We start from the raw sequence: 16,821 nt of genomic DNA on the forward strand, positions 1-16,821 counted from the left end.
GGTCTGACCCTAGCTTTGCTCCATCGCGGCAAAGCCCGGCTTGTGAGGGGCGAGCACCGCCTCCGGCAAATCGAAAAGACGGGCCGCCGCCGTGTAGAGCAATGCGGCCTCTATCCGCCGTCCGGGAAAAATCACGCGCAGGGCCTCAGCATAAGCCGCCATCTGGCGCAGATGGAAGACCGGCACTTCGTCGAGCCCGAGCGGCACGCGGCGGCCTGTCTTGAAATCGATCACGCGGACGCGGTCCGGCTCGACCAGCAGCCGGTCGACGGTTCCCGCGATAACATATCCGCCGGGCACGACTGCGGAGATCGGCGCCTCGCCAAGCGAATTCGTGCCGAACAGATCGCCATGCGCAGGGTCGTCGAGCACCGCCATCACGGTCGCGATCAATTCGCTCCGCATGGACTCGTCGGCGACCTGCCCGACCGCCGCCAGCCAGCGATCGGCGGCCGTTGCGCGGCGATCACGCGGCAAGGCAGGCAATCGCTCGAACAAGGCATGGATCAGCCTGCCGCGTTCGGCTGCCGTCCGCATCGCCGCCGAGGGCGGCGGGTCGGACACATCGTCCTCGCCGACCGAGGAGGGCGCGAGCGGCCGTGGCGGCCGCGCCTCGATAGGAGCAGGCTGGAACGCCCAATCGGGCAAAGCGACGATATGCGTCTCAGCGGCGCGCGACGGCCGCGTCCTGACCGGCGGCTGAGGATCGTGGCCGGCGAACGAGCGCCGTGGCCCCTCCTCGCGTTCCGCCGCACCAAGCGCCGAGAGTGCCGCTTCCGCTGCCGCATACCAGCTATTTTCGGACGGCACGCCTTTTGATCGCGGTCCCAACGAACCCGCTATCTCCAGTCTCTCTTCGGCGCGCGTCGCGGCGACATAGAATAATCGCCAATGCTCGGCGAGTTCGCGGGCGTCGGCGGTCGTGATCGCCTCGGCCAAAACGCCCGACCGTTGCTCCTTGCGCGGGCGGAACACCGGCAGCTTGGTGTCCTGATCGGCCTGCCAGTCGAGTGTCGAGCGTGGCCGTGCCTCGGGATCGGCGGTGGCGTCGGCAAGGATCACCAGCGGCGCCTGCAACCCCTTGGCGCCATGCGCAGTCATCACCCGGACGGCGTCGAGCGGCTGCGACGGATCGCGGACGATCTCGACATCGCCGCGATCGAACCAGTCGAGGAAGCGCTGCAGCGACGGGATCGCGACGCGCTCGAACTCCAGTGCAGCATTGAGCAGTTCGTCGATCGGATCGCGTGCTTCTTGCCCCAGCCGCCGGATCAGCTTGCGGCGCCCATCTAACGGCCCCGTAAGCATCTCCTCGAGGAAGACGTAGGGCGTGGTGAAATCCGCGCGCCGCAGCATTGCGGCGAGCGGCGCGATCCGCTCGGCAGATTGTGTGGCCTGGAGGTGAGTCCATAATCCGCCGCGGCGCTTCATGGCCGCGCGCATCAGCTCGTCCTGGCTCCAGCCAATCAGCGGCGAGACCAGCAAGCTGGCCAGCGCGAGGTCGTCTTGCGGCTGCAATACGAAGCGGATCGCGGCGAGCAAATCCTGTACCGCGAGCGGCGCGGTCAGCCGCAGACGGTCGACTCCCGCGACCGGCACGCCCTCGGCATAAAGCCGTGCGACGATCAGCGAGGCTAGCTCGCCGCGGCGCTTGACCAGGATCATGATGTCTTCGGGGCGAAGTGGGCGGCCCTTGCTCTCCAGGATCAGCGGATCGTTCGGATCGAGCCACGCCTTGACCTGGGCGGCGATCCGCGTCGCGTGGGCGCGCACCGCATCGGTGACCCAGCCTTCCTCGCCCTCATCCTCTTCGCCCGCGAGAGTCGGTGCCCACAAATTGACCTGGCCCGGGCCCTCGACCTTGCTCGCATGCCGCTGGTTGTCGTCCACCCCCAAGCCACCGCCGGGCAGCACACCGATCGCGGCGTCGACGAAATCGAGGATCGGCTGGGTCGAGCGGAACGAGGAGGTCAATGCGAGCTGCTCGAATGGCGTCGGCTCGATCTCTCCGATGTCGCTCGTCACCTCGGCGAGGTCACGGAAATGCCGTTCCGCCCAGCGGAAATTGAGCGGATCGGTACCCTGGAAGCCAAAGATCGCCTGCTTATAGTCGCCGACCGTGAACAGCGTCCGCCGCCGTTCGCCCCGAGCTCCCAGGCCGGAAAAGAAGTCGCTCGCGATCGCGTCGACGATTTCCCATTGGCGCAGATTGGTATCCTGCGCCTCGTCGATCAGGACATGATCGGTCGCTCGGTCGAGCTTGAAACGAACCCAGTCTCCCATCCCGTCTTGGCGCAGCAGCGCGACCGCCGCGTCGATCAGATCGTCGAAATCGACCGCGCCGATCCGGCGCTTGGCAGCGCGATAGGCGAAGGCATAATCGCGCCCGATAGTGAGCCCAGCCGCCAGCAGGTCGGCATAGTCCGCCAGATGGCGCATCTGGATCAGGCGGGAAACCTGCGCGTGGCAATCGGCCGCGGTCGGCGCATAATCCTCGTCCTGCGGTGCCTGCCCTTTGGCGAACGAGCGCAATTCGCCGTCCTGCCGCGCCCAGACGCCGTGCAATTCGTCGAGCGTCGCGGTCCGCTGCTCGGGGCTTCTCGTCAACCACTCCTCGACGATGTCGGCCCGAGCCAGCCCACTCTTGGTGCCCCACGCCCGATTGCAGTCGCGCAACCTTCCGAGCAGGTCGTCGTCCAGTTGAGCGCAGCCGTCAGCGATTGCCGCCTCGACATCGTCGACTCCGATCAGGGCACGGCGGACATATGGACCGACCCCTTCACCCATCGGCAGCGCCGCCATCGCCGCCGGGGCACGCGCACAGGCACGTAGGAAAGCCTCCGCGCCCTCTTCGCCGAGTCGCAGGCTCAGCGCGCCGACCGCCCGTACGGCACCGTCGCGCCCCTCGCGCTCGGCCTCGACCAGCAATTGCGCCAGCGTCTCGCGCGCCAGCGCCGATTCCTCGCGCGCCTCGAGCGGCCGGAACCCTGGCGTCAGTCCCGCTTCGACGGGAAAGGCAGCAAGCAGCGACTGGCAGAAGCCATGGATCGTCTGGATGCGCAGCCCCCCACCCGGCGCGTCGAGCACCTTGGCGAACAAGGTTCGCGCCCGCGCGATCAGCGCCGGGGTGGCGCGCTCGCCTAGCGAGGCGAGATCGGCGCGAATGTCGGTCTCGGACGCCCGCACCCAACGCGCCAGGCGCTGGTTGATCCGCCCTGCCATTTCCGCGGCACCTGCCTTGGTGAAGGTCAGACAGAGGATCGCGCCGGGATCGGTCCCGCCGAGCAACAGACGATAGACGCGCGCCGCCAGCACCTGCGTCTTGCCCGTTCCCGCCGACGCCGCGAGCCAGACATGCGCCGACGGGTCGCTGGCGCGCGCCTGCTCGTCGACGAGCCGCGGGAGGATCGAGTCAGCGCTGCTCACGGCCATACCATTCGTGGCGGCGCATCAATTGGTCGTAATCGCCAAACGGCGCATATTCAGGCTTCAGCTTAGCGGTGAACGGCGCCCCGCCGGTCAACCACACGTCCGCCGCCTCGGTGAAATTGCGCCGCGCCTCGGCAACGAATTCGTCGGCCGGGATCGGGTCCTTCTTCTTCGGGTCGCAGGGTGAATCGACATAACCGAAACCGCCGGCGCGATTGCGCGCAAGCGACCAATATTCGAAGCCCTCGGCCTTGCCCGCGACGCCGGCGAACTTGCCCGCCTCGGCGATCATGCCGAGCAAGCCGAGTTGCAGGCTGAAGCCCGCGCGCACCGCCGCAGTCGAGGGCGGCTGTCCGGTCTTGTAGTCGACCACCACCAGCCCGCCATCGTTGAGCCGGTCGATCCGGTCGAACCGACCCGACAGTTCGACTCCGGCCAACTGCAAAATGCCCTTGCCCTCGACCGCAAGAATGCTCCGTTCGCCGGCGCGATCGGACACTTCGCGCGCGATCCAGTCGACCGCTTCGATCAGGCGCGGCCCCCATAATGCCCGGATCATCGGATGCGTGCGCACATCGCCCAGCAAGGCCTCTGCTCGTGGGCGCAAGGTTTCGGGATTGGCGCCATCCTCGCGGAACCAGCTTTCCAGGATCGCGTGAACCTGATTGCCGCGCCAGGCAGGGCTTGGTTCGGCGTCGACCGGATCGATCGCCCCCAGCCGCAGCATCCGCCGTGCGTAAAAGGCATAGGGGTCGGCCTTGAGCCGATCGACCTCGGTCACCGAGATCTGGCGCGGCCGATCCTCGACCGCGGGTGACGGCTCGGGCCGCGACGCCGGCTCGTGCATGCCCGGATTGTCGATCGTCGCTGCCCATGAAGCGAGATCGGGATCGCGAACGAAGCGATCCCCCGCCAGCGCTTCGAGCCGCAGCCAGAAGCGCGACGCCAGGGTTGGTGATCGCCCGTCGCGGCGCGCGCGTGTGATCAGCACTTCGGGCGCGCCCAGGGCATTGGCGAAATCATGCGCCGCGACGCCGATGCCGCGATCGAGCCCCGGCAACCCCAGTTCGGTGCGGATGCGCGGCGCCAGCCAAGGATCGGGGGCGGCGATCGCCGGCCAGGTACCCTCGTTCAAACTGCCGAGGATCGTCAGGTCGGCGGTCTGAAGGCGCGCCTCGATCAGGCCATAGATCGCCAGCCGCGGATGCCCGCCCTGCGGAGGACGAATCGCGACTTCCTCCATCAAGGTGCCCAGCAGCGGCGCGACGCTGGCCGGATCGACCAGGGGCGGCCCATCCGCTGCGCGCAGTTCGAGATCGGCGAGCAATTCGGCCGCGGCGCGCCCCGCCGGCCCCGCCCAGACCGCGAAACCGCAAAGGGCCTCCGCGGTCTCTAGCAGCGTAGCGATCATTGCAGCCAGCGGTTGCGCGCCATTGCCGAAGGAGCGCGCCAGGGGTTCGAGTAAGCCGCGCATTTCCGGCCAGACCTGCCGCGCCGCCGCGCGAATCGGCGCCTCGCGCTCGTCACCGTCGAGCAGATGCGCGTCGATGCCGGCCAGCCCGGGTGCCGGGCGCGGCCCACGCAGGGCGCGGTCGAGCGCGCGCACGCCATCGAGCCACAAGGTCCGCGGTTCCCCGCTCTGGACGAGCGGGTGCTTGAGCAGCGCCAGCAGCGCCAGCGGCGCAAAGTCCTGCGCCGCCGCCTCCGCCATCATCGTCAACAACGTGCCGGGCGCACGCGTCGCGAGCGGGCGGCCGGCGGTATCGTCGACATCGATCCCCCAGCGCGCACAATGCGCCGCGACGCGCTCCGCCAACGCGCGGTCGGGCGTGACCAGGGCAGCGGTACGCCCCTCGACTTCCAACGCGCCGCGCAATGCCAGCGCGATCGCCTGTGCTTCGTCGGCGGGGGTCGCCAGTTCGACCGCACGAATCCCGGTCAATCGCCGGTCGGGCGCCTCCAGATCGGTCCACTTGCCGGTGAATTCGGCGGGAGCAAAAGCATTGGCGATCGCCTTGCCACGCGCGACGGATGCGTCGTGATCGCTGCCCTCGCGCCAGGTCCGCACTTCACCGCGCCCTGCGCTCATCCGTTCGAGCAGCAGCTTCAACTGGAATTGCGGATGGGTTTCGATCGATCGCGCCTTGAACCCGCTGGCATCCGGCTCGTGCGGCCCAAGCGCGTCCCATTCCTCGGCCGGCATCGCGATGGCGAGATCCTGGAAGACGACCAATCCCTGGTCGAGCTCGGCGACACGCCGCAACAAGGCGGCCACTGCCGGCGCCGGGTCGGTGATTCCCGCCGCGCAGACGAAACCCGCCGGCGGCGTCTCCTTCCAGCGCACCGCCAACCGGCGCAGCATGATCGCACGCCGCGCCGCCGCGTCCATCGCCTCCATCCGAGCCAATTCCGCCGGCCAGCGGTCGATGACGATGCGGAACAGGTCGAGTGCGCGCTCCCAATGGCTGGTCAATTCGCGCCCGACGTCGAGCTCGGCAAGTTTCGCCGCCGCGACTTCCTCGACCAGCAATTGGTCGAGCGTTCGTGCCAGAGCGCCGGCCAGACGCACCGCTTCGTCGGCGGCAACCGGCTCACCCTGTCGCGCGCGCTCCTCGCTGACCAATCTGGCCAGGACCATCCGCCGCGCCAGCGGATCGACCGGTGGCGGTAACAGCTCGAGATCGTCAGCCGGATCAAGCATCGCCCCGGCCGCCTCGTCGAGCGCGGGGTCGCCGATCGTCACCAGCCGTGGCAGCAACAGGCCGCCGCCGCTAGCGCGGACGAATGCGTCCTGTACGGCACGCCGCCCGCGATTGTTCGGCAGCAACACGACTCCGCGCGCGAGCCGCATCGGATCGTCGCCGAACCGCTTCATCAGCCCGGCAACTAGCGCATCGGCAAAAGCACGCTGCGCTGGAATCGTATAAAGCGCGAGGCCGCGCTGTGGGGCCAAACTCATGGCCGCCAAGGGCCGTGACGGAGCGAAATCCGCTGCAGAGCTAGAAGCGAGGAAGGAGCGATGCCGAAGCGCATCGTGACCGACGAGCGACGACGCGCTGCAGCGGATTTCGCCCGCCCCACAGGGGTCGGGCGCAGCTTTTCGCTGGACGGCGTCGCTTGCTTGCGTGGGCCAGCTGGCCCGCGCTGCGCCGCGCTCCTAGCCAGCAAAAAGCTGCGCCCGATCACGGCCTTTGGCGGCCATGAGTTTGGCCCCTAAGCATCGATCAGGAGCGCTTCCGTCTTGGCAATCGCCGGCGGCGTGCCGACGTCGAACCACAACCCCTGGTGGACGAAACCATAAGCGCGGCCCGCTTCGATCGCGCGGTTCCAGAATATATTGGTTGAGAAGGGCCCTTCCGGCCAATCGTGGATCACCCTCGGCGACAGGATCTGGACGCCGGTATAAACGAACGGCGCCACCCTGCCTGGCTTGCGGCGCCCCGTGATGCGGCCATTGGCGTCGAGGTGGAAGTCGCCGAGTCCGCCATGATTGTGCGCGCGCGCCAGCGGAACCACCAGCAACAGCGCGTCCATCGCATCGTCATCCCAGCGCGACGCAAGCAGCTTAATCGTATCGGCCGGTCCATCGACCCACAGATTGTCGGCATTGGCGACAACGAACGGCTTGTCGCCGATCAACTCGCGCGCCTTCACGATCCCGCCGCCGGTTTCCATCAACTGATCGCGCTCGTCGGAAATGACGACGTCGATACCCTTCACACGATTCTTGAGATGCGCTTCGAGCGCGTCGGCGAGATAATGGACGTTGACCACCGCGCGCTTGATCCCCGCCGCACGCAGGCGGTCGAATACGTGATCGAGCAAGGGCTGTCCCGCGACCTGAATCAACGGCTTGGGCCGCGTCGCGGTCAGCGGCCGCATGCGCTTGCCGATACCCGCAGCCATAACCATTGCGGTCTCGGGAACCGTCCCGCCCGGGTCCGGTCGCAGCGACAGCGTACGGTTCGGGGTGCGTTTCGCGGTCATGCGCGAGCGATCTCCATCGGGTCGCCGCGCAGGTCGGCGGGGATGTTGGCGTCGAACCACGCTTTGACCGGCGCCAGCGCGGGATGGTCAAGATCGCGGTTCAGATAACGCCACACGCGAGGGCACATTGCCGGATAGCGCGGCTTGCCATCGCGCCGCCACAGCCGGGTGAAAATACCGACGATCTTCGCGTTCCGCTGCGCGCCGAGCACATGGTAAGCGGCATCGAAATCGTCGCCCGCGCCGGTCACGCGGCGATAACGGTCGAGCATCGCCGCTTCGATCTCGGGTTCGACATCGCGCCGCGCGTCCTGCAGTAACGACACCAGATCATAGGCCGGATGACCCGCCAAAGCGTCCTGGAAATCGAGCAGGCCGAGCGCTTCGGTACCGCCGATCAGCATCAGATTCTCGGCATGATAATCGCGCAGCACCGTCACCGGCTCGGGCGCCAGCGCATGCTCGAACACCTCTCCCCAGGCTTCGGCGTATCCTTCGGTATCGACCGTCACGCCGACCGCCGAACAATACCATTCGGTCAGCAGATCGGCTTCGCGCTGCAATTCCTTGCGATCGTATGGCCGCCACGGCCCCGCGGGTTCGCCGCGCAAGCGGATCAGGATGTCGACCGCCGCCTCGTACATCCGCAACAGGCTTTCGGGTGCGGCATCGACCGTTTCGCGCATCCGGGCGTCACCGAAATCCTCGATCAGCACCAGACCTTGTTCCAGATCGGTGCCGAAGATCGCCGGCGCAGGGAATCCTCGCGCGACCAGCCATTGCGCGACTTCGATGAACGGGCGCGGATCCTCATGCGGCGGCGGCGCATCCATCAGGATCGCGCTGCGGCCGTGATCGGCAACGCGGAAATAGCGGCGGAACGAGGCGTCGCCGGCGAGCGGCAGCACATCGCCCTCTCCCCAGCCCAGTTTGGCGAGGAAATCGGCGGTCCCCGCCGGTGGATTCATGTCAAGGGCCATCGCCCCTCCCATGCCGTGGGCACGGTTGCTGTCAAGCGGCGTCCGCCATCGGGTGCGAAGTCCAAGGTCAACGCCAAGGCATCGGACCATCGGCCGGGCGCGCGCTCGGGCCATTCGATCAGCAGGACCGAGTCCTCGCGCGCTTCGTCGAGCCCGAGTTCGTCGAGTTCCTCGACATGCTCGATGCGGTAGAGGTCGACATGCATCACCGGCAGCCGCGTCTCGGGCGGCGCGTACGGCTGGACGATCGCGAAGGTCGGCGACGGGGCTTCCTCTTCGAGTCCCAAGGCGCCGAGCAGGCCGCGAGCGATACTCGTCTTGCCGGCACCAAGAGGGCCGGATAGCGTAATAACATCACCGGGTCGGACGACTGCCGCCAAGCGCGCACCGAATGATTCGGTCGCTGCTGCGTCCGGCAGGATCATCAAAAGCCGCTCAGCAGCATGTCGATCGCGTTCATGATCGCGTCCTGCTGCTCGCTCAGATTTGCCACGCGGCGTCCAAGTTCGCTGACGGATATGGCTGTCATGAGCGGTGTCATCATGATCATTTCTTCATCGGCGATCTGGAATATGGGGTTCAGTCTGTCGATCCGTCGCCTGATCGCGTCGGGCGGCACCAGCGGCACGACCAATCGCGTTTCGACATAGTCCAACCAATCCGTCTGGCAGTCTAGCAACAGCGGCTCACCCGCTCGTTTGTAGACGTCGAACCTTGCCATCAGAACATGCGGTATTTGGCCAGCGGAAGCCCATGTTCGCGTACAAATTCGTTATAAGCTTCCATGGCGTCACGATTCTCTTCGATCCAACGCCTGCGACGTTCTTCGCGCACCACACGGTCGAGCCCTTCCTCGCAGGCGCGCGAAATGTTGATGTCGAGCGCGCGTGCTTCCTCCACCAGTTCGGCGTCGAGTGACACGTTAGTGGGACGCCGGAATGCGGAACGATCTTCGCGGACTCGGGCCATCACAACCTCCTATGCGCATAGATTATGCGCATCGAATTCGAGGCGCAAGCTATCGCGGCAGTTCCACGATCAGCAATGTTCCCTCGCCGGGCTCGGACAGTAACTGGATCGTCCCGCCATGCGCCTCGGCGAATTGCCGCGCGATCGGGAGGCCCAGCCCCAATGCGCGGTCATCGTCGCGCGCCGCGTGTCCGCCGAACCGATCGAACGCATGCTCGATCGCATCGGGGATCATCCCCGGTCCATCGTCCGACACGACGATCCGTGCCGTCCGGACATCGCCATCGGTATGGAGCAGCACGCGTCCGCCCTCCCCGATCCCGCCGACGGCGTGACGCAGGAGGTGTTCGATCATCTGGCGCAGTTTCTTGGCGTCCCCTTTCACCATTCCGGTCGACGGCGCGACCTCGATCGCGAAATCGACTTTCTTGCGCTTGGCGATCGGCGCGATCGTCTCCGCGGCGTTGTACGCCGTGGTTTCCAGGTCGACGGTCAGCCGCTCGATCTTGTTCTGATCGGCCTCGGTCAGATCGAGCACGTCGTCGACCAAAGCCGCCAATCGCGCGACCGATTCGAGGATCGCATCGACATAGGAATCGGCCTGCTTACTTAGCTTGCCGGCATACCCCTCGCCCAGCATCTCGGCGAAGCCCTGGATCGAGGTCAGCGGGGTGCGCAATTCGTAGCTCATGTTGGCGACGAACGCGGTCTTGACCTGATCGGCAGCTTCCAGTGCTTCGTTGCGGTCGCGCAGTGCCTGTTCGATATGCCGGCTGTCGGAGATGTCGAGCATCGTGAACAGCGCATTGCCGTCGGGCAGCGGCACGCCGGCGAATTCGAAATGGCGTCCGTCGGCGAAGGCGACCCGGCCGCCTCGCTGTTGCCGCCCGACCGCCGCCGACCGCACGATCTCGGCGATGACGCTCGCCCTGCCCGGTTGTGCGAGCCGGGCGGAGCCTTTCTCGACCAGCGCGTCGATCCGGGGATGGCTGGTCAGGAACTCCTCGTCGAATTCCCACAGCTGGCGGAATTTGTTGTTCCAGATCTGCAGGCGGCCATCGCCCGCGAACACGCCCAGCGCCTCGAACAGATTGTCGAACGTGGCGGTGCGGACGCGGAGCAAGGTATCGCGCGCGCTGGCCAGCTGGACCTGTTCGGTACGATCCTCGAAGATCAGCAGCAGACCGCCGTCGGGCAGCGGATTGCCGACCAACCGCAGGTGCACGCCGCCCGGCAGGGTCCAGGTTTCCTCGATCGCGCCGGTCGCCGCCAGGAACCAGTCGCGTCGCTCCGCCTTCCAGCCAGGGAAATCGCGCACCTCAGGGAGACGATTCGCCTCGCGCATCCGCTCGAGCACGCGGTCGAATTCTGGGCGATCCGCCAGCCATTCGCTGCGCATCGCGAACATGCGCTGGAACGACTGATTGCAGAAAGCGAGGCTGCGATCGGCGGCGAATTGCGCGACGCCCGCCGACAGCCGATCGAGCATCGCACGCTGGGCGTCGGAGAATCGCTTCATCCCGCCGCGCGCTTGCTCGAGATCCTCGATATCGATCGCGAACCCGGCAACACCGCCTGGCGGCGACGGTAGCGGCACGTCGTGGATCCGCAACATACGCCGCGCGCCGCCGATCGTCGCGGGCATCGATTGGACGTTTGGGCGATCGGTATCACGCGCGACGAGCGCGCTGGCCAGCGGGCCGCCGATCCCCGACCCTTCGATCAATTCGACCTGGCGCGTCACGACATCCTTGGCGTCGCTCGCCTCGACCGCACGGACATAGGCCGAATTGACCATCGCCAGTCGCATGTCGGGTCCGCGATACCACATCGGCAAAGGTGCCGCCTCGATCAGCCCGCGCAGCGCCGCGAACGCCTGGCCCAGGTCAGTGGCTTCGTCGCGTAACTGCCCGATCTGTGCCTGGCTTTCGGTCGAATCGAAGAACCAGACGACCACGCCGCCGGGCGACCCCACTTCACGCGGCGCGCGCTGGCCGCGCACCGATAGCATGCGCGTCGATCCTTGCGGCCGGATGGTCAGCACGAACGGCTCGCCGGCCTTCTGTGCCGCAGTGACCGCGTCGCTCAGCAGTACCGCGTCCTCGCTGGTCAGGCCGGTGCCTGGCGATACCAGCTCCGCCAGATATTTGGGGGGCGGCACCAGCCCCAGCCAGTCGGCCAGCCGATCCGGCAATTCGAGCCGGCCATCGGCGCGCACCACCATCGCCAGTGCCGGGGCGGACGCCAACAGCGCGTTCAGCTTGTCATTGCCCGCCAGCGTCGCCGCGGCTGCCGCGCGGGCACGCAATCCGGCGTACAGGATCCAGCAGGTCGCGACGATTGCCAAAGCGAGCGCCGCCCCGACAAGCCCGAGGGTCGTGGTCGACACCATCAGAAGCGGCCCCCGATCATCACCAGTCCGAACTAATCCCGTTCGCGCCTCACCCGTCGAGCGCCTGCATCTTCGTAGAGAGAAGAGCAGGCATTCGACAAGCGGGACCCGAACGGGATCGGGCCGATCACGGCAATATCAGCGATAACAGACCTTCTTGACCGTCTCGACGACCTTGGCGGACGAGATCAGCGCGAGCTTTTCCAGGTTCGCGGCATAAGGCAACGGCACGTCCTCGTCGGTCACGCGCAGCACGGGCGCGTCGAGGTCGTCAAAGCCTTCCTCCATGACGAAAGCCGCGACTTCGGAGGCGATCGAGCAAGTCGGCCAGCCTTCCTCGACCACGACGATACGGTTGGTCTTGGCCAAGCTCTTGAGCACGGTCTTGCGGTCGAGCGGGCGCAACGTGCGCAGATCGACCACTTCGGCCTCGATGCCATCCTTGGCCAGCTCGTCGGCGGCTTCCAGGCTGATCCCGACGCCGATCGAATAGCTGACGATCGTGACGTCCTTGCCCTCGCGCATAATCCGCGCCTTGCCGATCGGCAGCACCCAGTCGTCGACCTGCGGCACGTCAAAGGTGCGCCCGTAGAGCAATTCGTTCTCGAGGAAGACGACCGGATCCTCGCTGCGGATCGCTGCCTTGAGCAGGCCTTTGGCGTCCTGCGCGTCATACGGCGCGATCACGATCAGGCCAGGAACGCTGGCATACCAGGGACCGTAATTCTGGCTGTGCTGCGCGCCGACACGGCTGGCCGCACCATTGGGACCGCGGAACACGATCGGGCAGCGCATCTGGCCACCTGACATGTAATTGGTCTTGGCCGCCGAATTGATGATGTGGTCGATCGCCTGCATCGCGAAGTTGAACGTCATGAACTCGACGATCGGGCGCAGGCCGCCCATCGCCGCGCCCGTGCCGACGCCGGCAAAGCCATATTCGGTGATCGGCGTGTCGATCACCCGCGTGTCGCCGAATTCGTCGAGCAGGCCCTGGGTGACCTTGTACGCCCCTTGGTACTGCGCGACTTCCTCGCCCATCACGAAGACGCGGTCGTCCTTGCGCATTTCCTCGGCCATCGCGTCGCGCAGCGCCTCGCGCAACGTCAGCTTGACCATTTCGGTCCCGGCGGGGACCTCCGGGTCGGCGACTTCGGCGTCGTGCTTGGCCGCTTCGAACATCTGGCGCGCACCGGTCTCGACCAAGTGAGGCTCCGGCGCACCGCTCTCGGCCGCTTCCTGCGCGACCTCGGGCTCTTCAGCCCGCGCGGTGGACGCAGGGGCCGGAGCGGGCGCCGTCTTCGATACTTCCTCGCCCTCGACAGCCAGGGTCGCGATGACCGTGCCGACCTTCACGTTATCGGTGCCCTCGGCGATCAGGATCTGCGCGATCGTACCTTCGTCAACCGCTTCGAACTCCATCGTCGCCTTGTCGGTCTCGATCTCGGCCATGATGTCGCCCGACTTGACCGTGTCGCCTTCCTTGACGAGCCACTTGGCGAGCGTACCTTCTTCCATCGTCGGCGACAGCGCCGGCATCTTGATCTCGATCGCCATCTCAGTACGACTCCACCAGCACGTCGGTATAAAGCTCGCCCGGTTCGGGCTCCGGCGTCTGCTCGGCGAAGTCCGCCGCCTCGTTCACCTGCTTCCTGATCGCGGCTTCCACCGTCTTCAGCTCGTCTTCCTTCACGCCCAGTTTCTCGAGCAAGGCCTTGGCGTGCTCGATCGGGTCGGACTTGTCGCGCACCGCCTGGACTTCCTCGCGGCTGCGATATTTGGCCGGGTCGGACATCGAGTGGCCGCGATAGCGATAGGTCTTCATCTCGAGGATGAGCGGTCCCTTGCCCGCGCGGACCCAGGCCAGCGCCTCTTCCGCAGCACCACGGCACGCCAGCACGTCCATGCCGTCGACCTGGATGCCGGGAATGCGGAAGCTCTCGCCGCGGCGATAAAGCTGGTCTTCGGCCGAGGCGCGGTTGACGCTGGTGCCCATGGCGTACTGGTTGTTCTCGATCACATAGATGATCGGAAGCTTCCACAGCTCGGCCATGTTGAACGATTCGTAGACCTGGCCCTGATTGGCCGCGCCGTCGCCGAAATAAGCGAGGCAGACGCCGCCATCGTTGGAATATTTGTGCTTGAAGGCAAGACCGGTGCCCAGCGACACCTGCGCCCCGACGATGCCGTGCCCGCCGTAGAACTTCTTCTCGGTCGAGAACATGTGCATCGACCCGCCCTTGCCCTTCGAGATGCCGGCGGCACGACCGGTCAACTCGGCCATGATCAGCTTGGGGTCGATGCCGTAAGCGAGCATGTGACCGTGATCGCGATACCCGGTGATCACGCTGTCCTTCTCACCGTCGAGCGCCGACTGCAGCCCGACCGCGACCGCTTCCTGACCGATATAGAGGTGGCAGAAGCCGCCGATGAAGCCGAGGCCGTAGAGCTGGCCCGCTTTCTCTTCGAAGCGGCGGATCAGCAGCATCTGCTTGTACAGTTCGAGCAGTTCCTCCTTCGACGCCGGATAGGGCTGCGGCTCGTCGGGCCGCGGACGGTTGCTAACTGGGGGCTCGCTCTTGGCGCGCGCTGGGGCTTTTGCCACGATGGGGAAACCTCGTTTCCGTAGGGGGAGAAAGGGCGGCCTATAGGCCGGACCTGTTGCGCTTTTCAATCGTGCGCTGCGCTATTGGCAATCCGCACGATAACTTCATGACCAACAAGCAATGCCACGGTTGCGGAATGCGGGACGCTCCGCCTAAGGCAAGCCGGATGTTCCCCGCCGACCATCCTTTCCGCATCGCCAATTTTCGCGCCTATTGGTTGTCGCGCTTCGCGGGAACGGTCGCGCTATCGGCCATGTCGATCATCATCGGCTGGCAGGTCTACAGCATCGCGCGAGACGCTCACCATCTCAGCATCAAGGAAGCGACCTTCCTGCTCGGCATGATCGGGGTGGCGCAGTTCGTACCCTTGTTCGTGCTGACGCCGATCGTCGGGCTGGTCGCCGATACGTTCGACCGCCGCTGGATCGTCCGGGGCACGACCGCGCTGCTGGTGGCGACGACGGTGATGCTCGGCACGCTGACCTGGATTCACGCATTGAGCCTGCCAGTGCTGTTCCTCGCCGCCGTGATGATCGGCTTGGCACGCGCTTTTTCGGGCCCGGCCTATTCCGCGCTCGCCCCAAACCTGGTTCCACGCGAGGTGCTGCCCACCGCGATCGCGGTCAGCTCGATCGCCTGGCAGGTGGGCGTAATTGTCGGCCCCAGCCTGGGCGGCTTCCTCTACGCGATTCACCCGGACGTCGCCTATGGCACGTCGACCGCGCTCTTCCTTATCGCGCTCGGAATGATCTTCCTGATCGGCAAGGTGCCCCAGCCGCAGGCGCAAGCCGATCATCGCCCGCTCCATCGCATCGTCGAGGGCTTCCGCTACGTCCGGCACAACCGTCTGGTATTGGCAGCGATTACGCTCGATCTGTTCGCGGTGCTGCTTGCAGGCGCGACCGCCTTGCTGCCGGTGTTCGCGCGCGACATCCTGCATGTCGGGAGCCAGGGTCTCGGCCTGCTCGCCGCAGGAATGGGAATCGGCGCGACGTCCACGGCCCTATTCTTCTCATTCCGTCCGATGAAGACCAATGTCGGGCTCAAGATGCTGATCGCCGTTGTCGTGTTCGGGCTGGGGATCCTGACGTTCGGCACCGCGCATCTGATCCTTCCGAGCCATGCTTTCTATCTCGCGCTGGCTGGCCTGATCGTCGCAGGCTGTGCCGACATGGTGTCGGTCTATGTCCGATCGTCGCTGATCCAGCTCCACACGCCCGATGAGATGCGTGGGCGTGTAAGCGCCGTGTCGCAGCTTACCATCTCGGCCTCGAACGAATTGGGGGAAGCCGAAAGCGGGCTGCTCGGCTCACTTTTGGGGCCAGTCGGCGCGGTTGTGTTCGGCGGGATCGGTTGTATCGTCATCACCCTGCTCTGGTCGCGACTGTTCCCCGAACTCAGACTTGCAAAGTCGTTCGACCCGCCCGAAATCCTCGAAAGTGCCCCCGAACACGGAGTGATACAGCCATGAAGGCCAACACCATCCTGGAAACGATCGGCAACACACCGCACATCCGCGTCCAGCGACTGTTCCCGGACAGCGAAGTGTGGATCAAGTCGGAGCGCTCCAACCCCGGCGGCTCGATCAAGGACCGTATCGCTCTCAGCATGGTCGAGGCGGCCGAACGCGACGGCAAGCTCAAGCCTGGCGGCACGATCATCGAGCCGACCAGCGGCAACACCGGCGTCGGCCTGGCGATGGTCGCCGCGGTCAAGGGCTACAAGATCATCCTCGTGATGCCAGAATCGATGTCGATCGAACGTCGCCGCCTGATGCTCGCTTATGGCGCGAGCTTCGACCTCACGCCGCGCGAAAAGGGCATGAAGGGCGCGATCGAGCGTGCGCTCGAACTGATCGAGCAGACGCCCAATTCTTGGATGCCGCAACAATTCGAAAACCCTGCGAACATCGATGTCCATGTCCATACCACGGCTCAAGAAATCCTCAGCGATTTTGCCGATTCCCCGATCGACGTGCTGATCACCGGTGTCGGCACCGGCGGGCACATTACCGGTGTCGCGGAGACGCTGAAAAAGACCTGGCCGAACCTCAAGGTCTATGCGGTCGAACCCGATGCGTCCCCTGTCATTTCGGGCGGCCAGCCCGGCCCGCACCCGATCCAGGGGATCGGCGCCGGCTTCATTCCTGCCAATCTCCATACCCAGGCGCTCGACGGTGTCATCAAGGTCGACGCCGGTGTCGCCAAGGACATGGCCCGCCGTGCGGCTCGGGAGGAAGGGATGCTGGTCGGGATCAGCTCGGGCGCGACGCTCGCCGCGATCCTGCAGAAACTCCCTGACCTTCCCGTTGGCACGCGCGTGCTCGGATTCAATTACGATACTGGGGAACGCTATCTGTCGGTACCCGACTTCCTCCCTGAAAGCTGAGCTCCGGGTTACGAAAAAGGCCCGTTTTGGGGGAACAAAACTGGCCTTCGGGATTTCGGCAGCGGACGCT

At 65.9% G+C, this 16,821-nt stretch carries 12 protein-coding genes; 2 read left to right on the forward strand and 10 right to left on the reverse strand.

What is annotated here, in order from left to right; all coding sequences use genetic code 11:
* Positions 1–9 precede the first annotated feature (9 nt).
* The 10 genes from addA to pdhA all read right to left on the reverse strand — a co-directional run bounded on the left by addA (position 10) and on the right by pdhA (position 14,362).
* On the reverse strand, positions 10–3,432 hold the full coding sequence (gene addA, locus SPR01S_RS07190) for a double-strand break repair helicase AddA (protein WP_066587161.1): 3,423 nt from the start codon (positions 3,430–3,432) through the stop codon (positions 10–12).
* Positions 3,413–6,388, reverse strand: coding sequence for a double-strand break repair protein AddB (gene addB / locus SPR01S_RS07195; protein WP_066587163.1), 2,976 nt, complete (start codon positions 6,386–6,388; stop codon positions 3,413–3,415). Before addB ends, addA begins: the two co-directional genes overlap by 20 nt.
* 254 nt (positions 6,389–6,642) lie before the next feature.
* Positions 6,643–7,416 carry a nucleotidyltransferase family protein gene (locus tag SPR01S_RS07200; RefSeq protein WP_066587169.1) on the reverse strand — a complete coding sequence of 258 codons (774 nt, stop codon included), beginning with the start codon at positions 7,414–7,416 and terminating at the stop codon, positions 6,643–6,645.
* Positions 7,413–8,384 carry an aminoglycoside phosphotransferase family protein gene (locus tag SPR01S_RS07205; protein WP_174531879.1) on the reverse strand — a complete coding sequence of 324 codons (972 nt, stop codon included), beginning with the start codon at positions 8,382–8,384 and terminating at the stop codon, positions 7,413–7,415. Before SPR01S_RS07205 ends, SPR01S_RS07200 begins: the two co-directional genes overlap by 4 nt.
* Positions 8,381–8,821 carry a tRNA (adenosine(37)-N6)-threonylcarbamoyltransferase complex ATPase subunit type 1 TsaE gene (gene tsaE / locus SPR01S_RS07210; protein WP_066587178.1) on the reverse strand — a complete coding sequence of 147 codons (441 nt, stop codon included), beginning with the start codon at positions 8,819–8,821 and terminating at the stop codon, positions 8,381–8,383. Before tsaE ends, SPR01S_RS07205 begins: the two co-directional genes overlap by 4 nt.
* Positions 8,821–9,117, reverse strand: a complete 297-nt coding sequence (locus SPR01S_RS07215; RefSeq protein ID WP_066587180.1) for a CcdB family protein — start codon at positions 9,115–9,117, stop codon at positions 8,821–8,823. Before SPR01S_RS07215 ends, tsaE begins: the two co-directional genes overlap by 1 nt.
* Complete coding sequence (locus SPR01S_RS07220; protein WP_066587183.1) at positions 9,117–9,365, reverse strand: type II toxin-antitoxin system CcdA family antitoxin; 249 nt, start codon at positions 9,363–9,365, stop codon at positions 9,117–9,119. Before SPR01S_RS07220 ends, SPR01S_RS07215 begins: the two co-directional genes overlap by 1 nt.
* Positions 9,366–9,414: 49 nt before the next feature.
* Complete coding sequence (locus SPR01S_RS07225; RefSeq protein WP_066587186.1) at positions 9,415–11,757, reverse strand: PAS domain-containing sensor histidine kinase; 2,343 nt, start codon at positions 11,755–11,757, stop codon at positions 9,415–9,417.
* Between the two features lie 138 nt (positions 11,758–11,895).
* On the reverse strand, positions 11,896–13,314 hold the full coding sequence (locus tag SPR01S_RS07230) for a pyruvate dehydrogenase complex E1 component subunit beta (RefSeq protein WP_066587188.1): 1,419 nt from the start codon (positions 13,312–13,314) through the stop codon (positions 11,896–11,898).
* A gap of 1 nt (position 13,315) precedes the next feature.
* Positions 13,316–14,362, reverse strand: a complete 1,047-nt coding sequence (gene pdhA, locus SPR01S_RS07235; RefSeq protein ID WP_066587190.1) for a pyruvate dehydrogenase (acetyl-transferring) E1 component subunit alpha — start codon at positions 14,360–14,362, stop codon at positions 13,316–13,318.
* Between the two features lie 167 nt (positions 14,363–14,529).
* On the opposite strand from pdhA, the gene SPR01S_RS07240 reads away from it, so the two are divergent.
* Positions 14,530–15,834, forward strand: a complete 1,305-nt coding sequence (locus SPR01S_RS07240) for an MFS transporter (RefSeq protein ID WP_066587192.1) — start codon at positions 14,530–14,532, stop codon at positions 15,832–15,834.
* Positions 15,831–16,751: a cysteine synthase A gene (gene cysK, locus SPR01S_RS07245; protein ID WP_066587194.1), complete on the forward strand. Its 921-nt coding sequence runs from the start codon at positions 15,831–15,833 to the stop codon at positions 16,749–16,751. Before SPR01S_RS07240 ends, cysK begins: the two co-directional genes overlap by 4 nt.
* The last annotated feature ends 70 nt before the right edge of the window (positions 16,752–16,821 follow it).

The organism is Sphingomonas pruni NBRC 15498, assembly GCF_001598455.1.
Taxonomy (GTDB): domain Bacteria; phylum Pseudomonadota; class Alphaproteobacteria; order Sphingomonadales; family Sphingomonadaceae; genus Sphingomonas; species Sphingomonas pruni.

Excerpts from the sequence above, each read along its gene's own strand:
- SPR01S_RS07200 (WP_066587169.1), bottom strand. The coding sequence starts at position 7,416 with ATGACCGCGAAACGCACCCCGAACCGTACGCTGTCGCTGCGACCGGAC.
- tsaE (WP_066587178.1), bottom strand. The coding sequence starts at position 8,821 with ATGATCCTGCCGGACGCAGCAGCGACCGAATCATTCGGTGCGCGCTTG.
- SPR01S_RS07230 (WP_066587188.1), bottom strand. The coding sequence starts at position 13,314 with ATGGCGATCGAGATCAAGATGCCGGCGCTGTCGCCGACGATGGAAGAA.
- SPR01S_RS07215 (WP_066587180.1), bottom strand. The coding sequence starts at position 9,117 with ATGGCAAGGTTCGACGTCTACAAACGAGCGGGTGAGCCGCTGTTGCTA.
- cysK (WP_066587194.1), top strand. The coding sequence starts at position 15,831 with ATGAAGGCCAACACCATCCTGGAAACGATCGGCAACACACCGCACATC.
- SPR01S_RS07205 (WP_174531879.1), bottom strand. The coding sequence starts at position 8,384 with ATGAATCCACCGGCGGGGACCGCCGATTTCCTCGCCAAACTGGGCTGG.
- addB (WP_066587163.1), bottom strand. The coding sequence starts at position 6,388 with ATGAGTTTGGCCCCACAGCGCGGCCTCGCGCTTTATACGATTCCAGCG.
- SPR01S_RS07240 (WP_066587192.1), top strand. The coding sequence starts at position 14,530 with ATGTTCCCCGCCGACCATCCTTTCCGCATCGCCAATTTTCGCGCCTAT.
- SPR01S_RS07220 (WP_066587183.1), bottom strand. The coding sequence starts at position 9,365 with ATGGCCCGAGTCCGCGAAGATCGTTCCGCATTCCGGCGTCCCACTAAC.
- addA (WP_066587161.1), bottom strand. The coding sequence starts at position 3,432 with ATGGCCGTGAGCAGCGCTGACTCGATCCTCCCGCGGCTCGTCGACGAG.
- SPR01S_RS07225 (WP_066587186.1), bottom strand. The coding sequence starts at position 11,757 with ATGGTGTCGACCACGACCCTCGGGCTTGTCGGGGCGGCGCTCGCTTTG.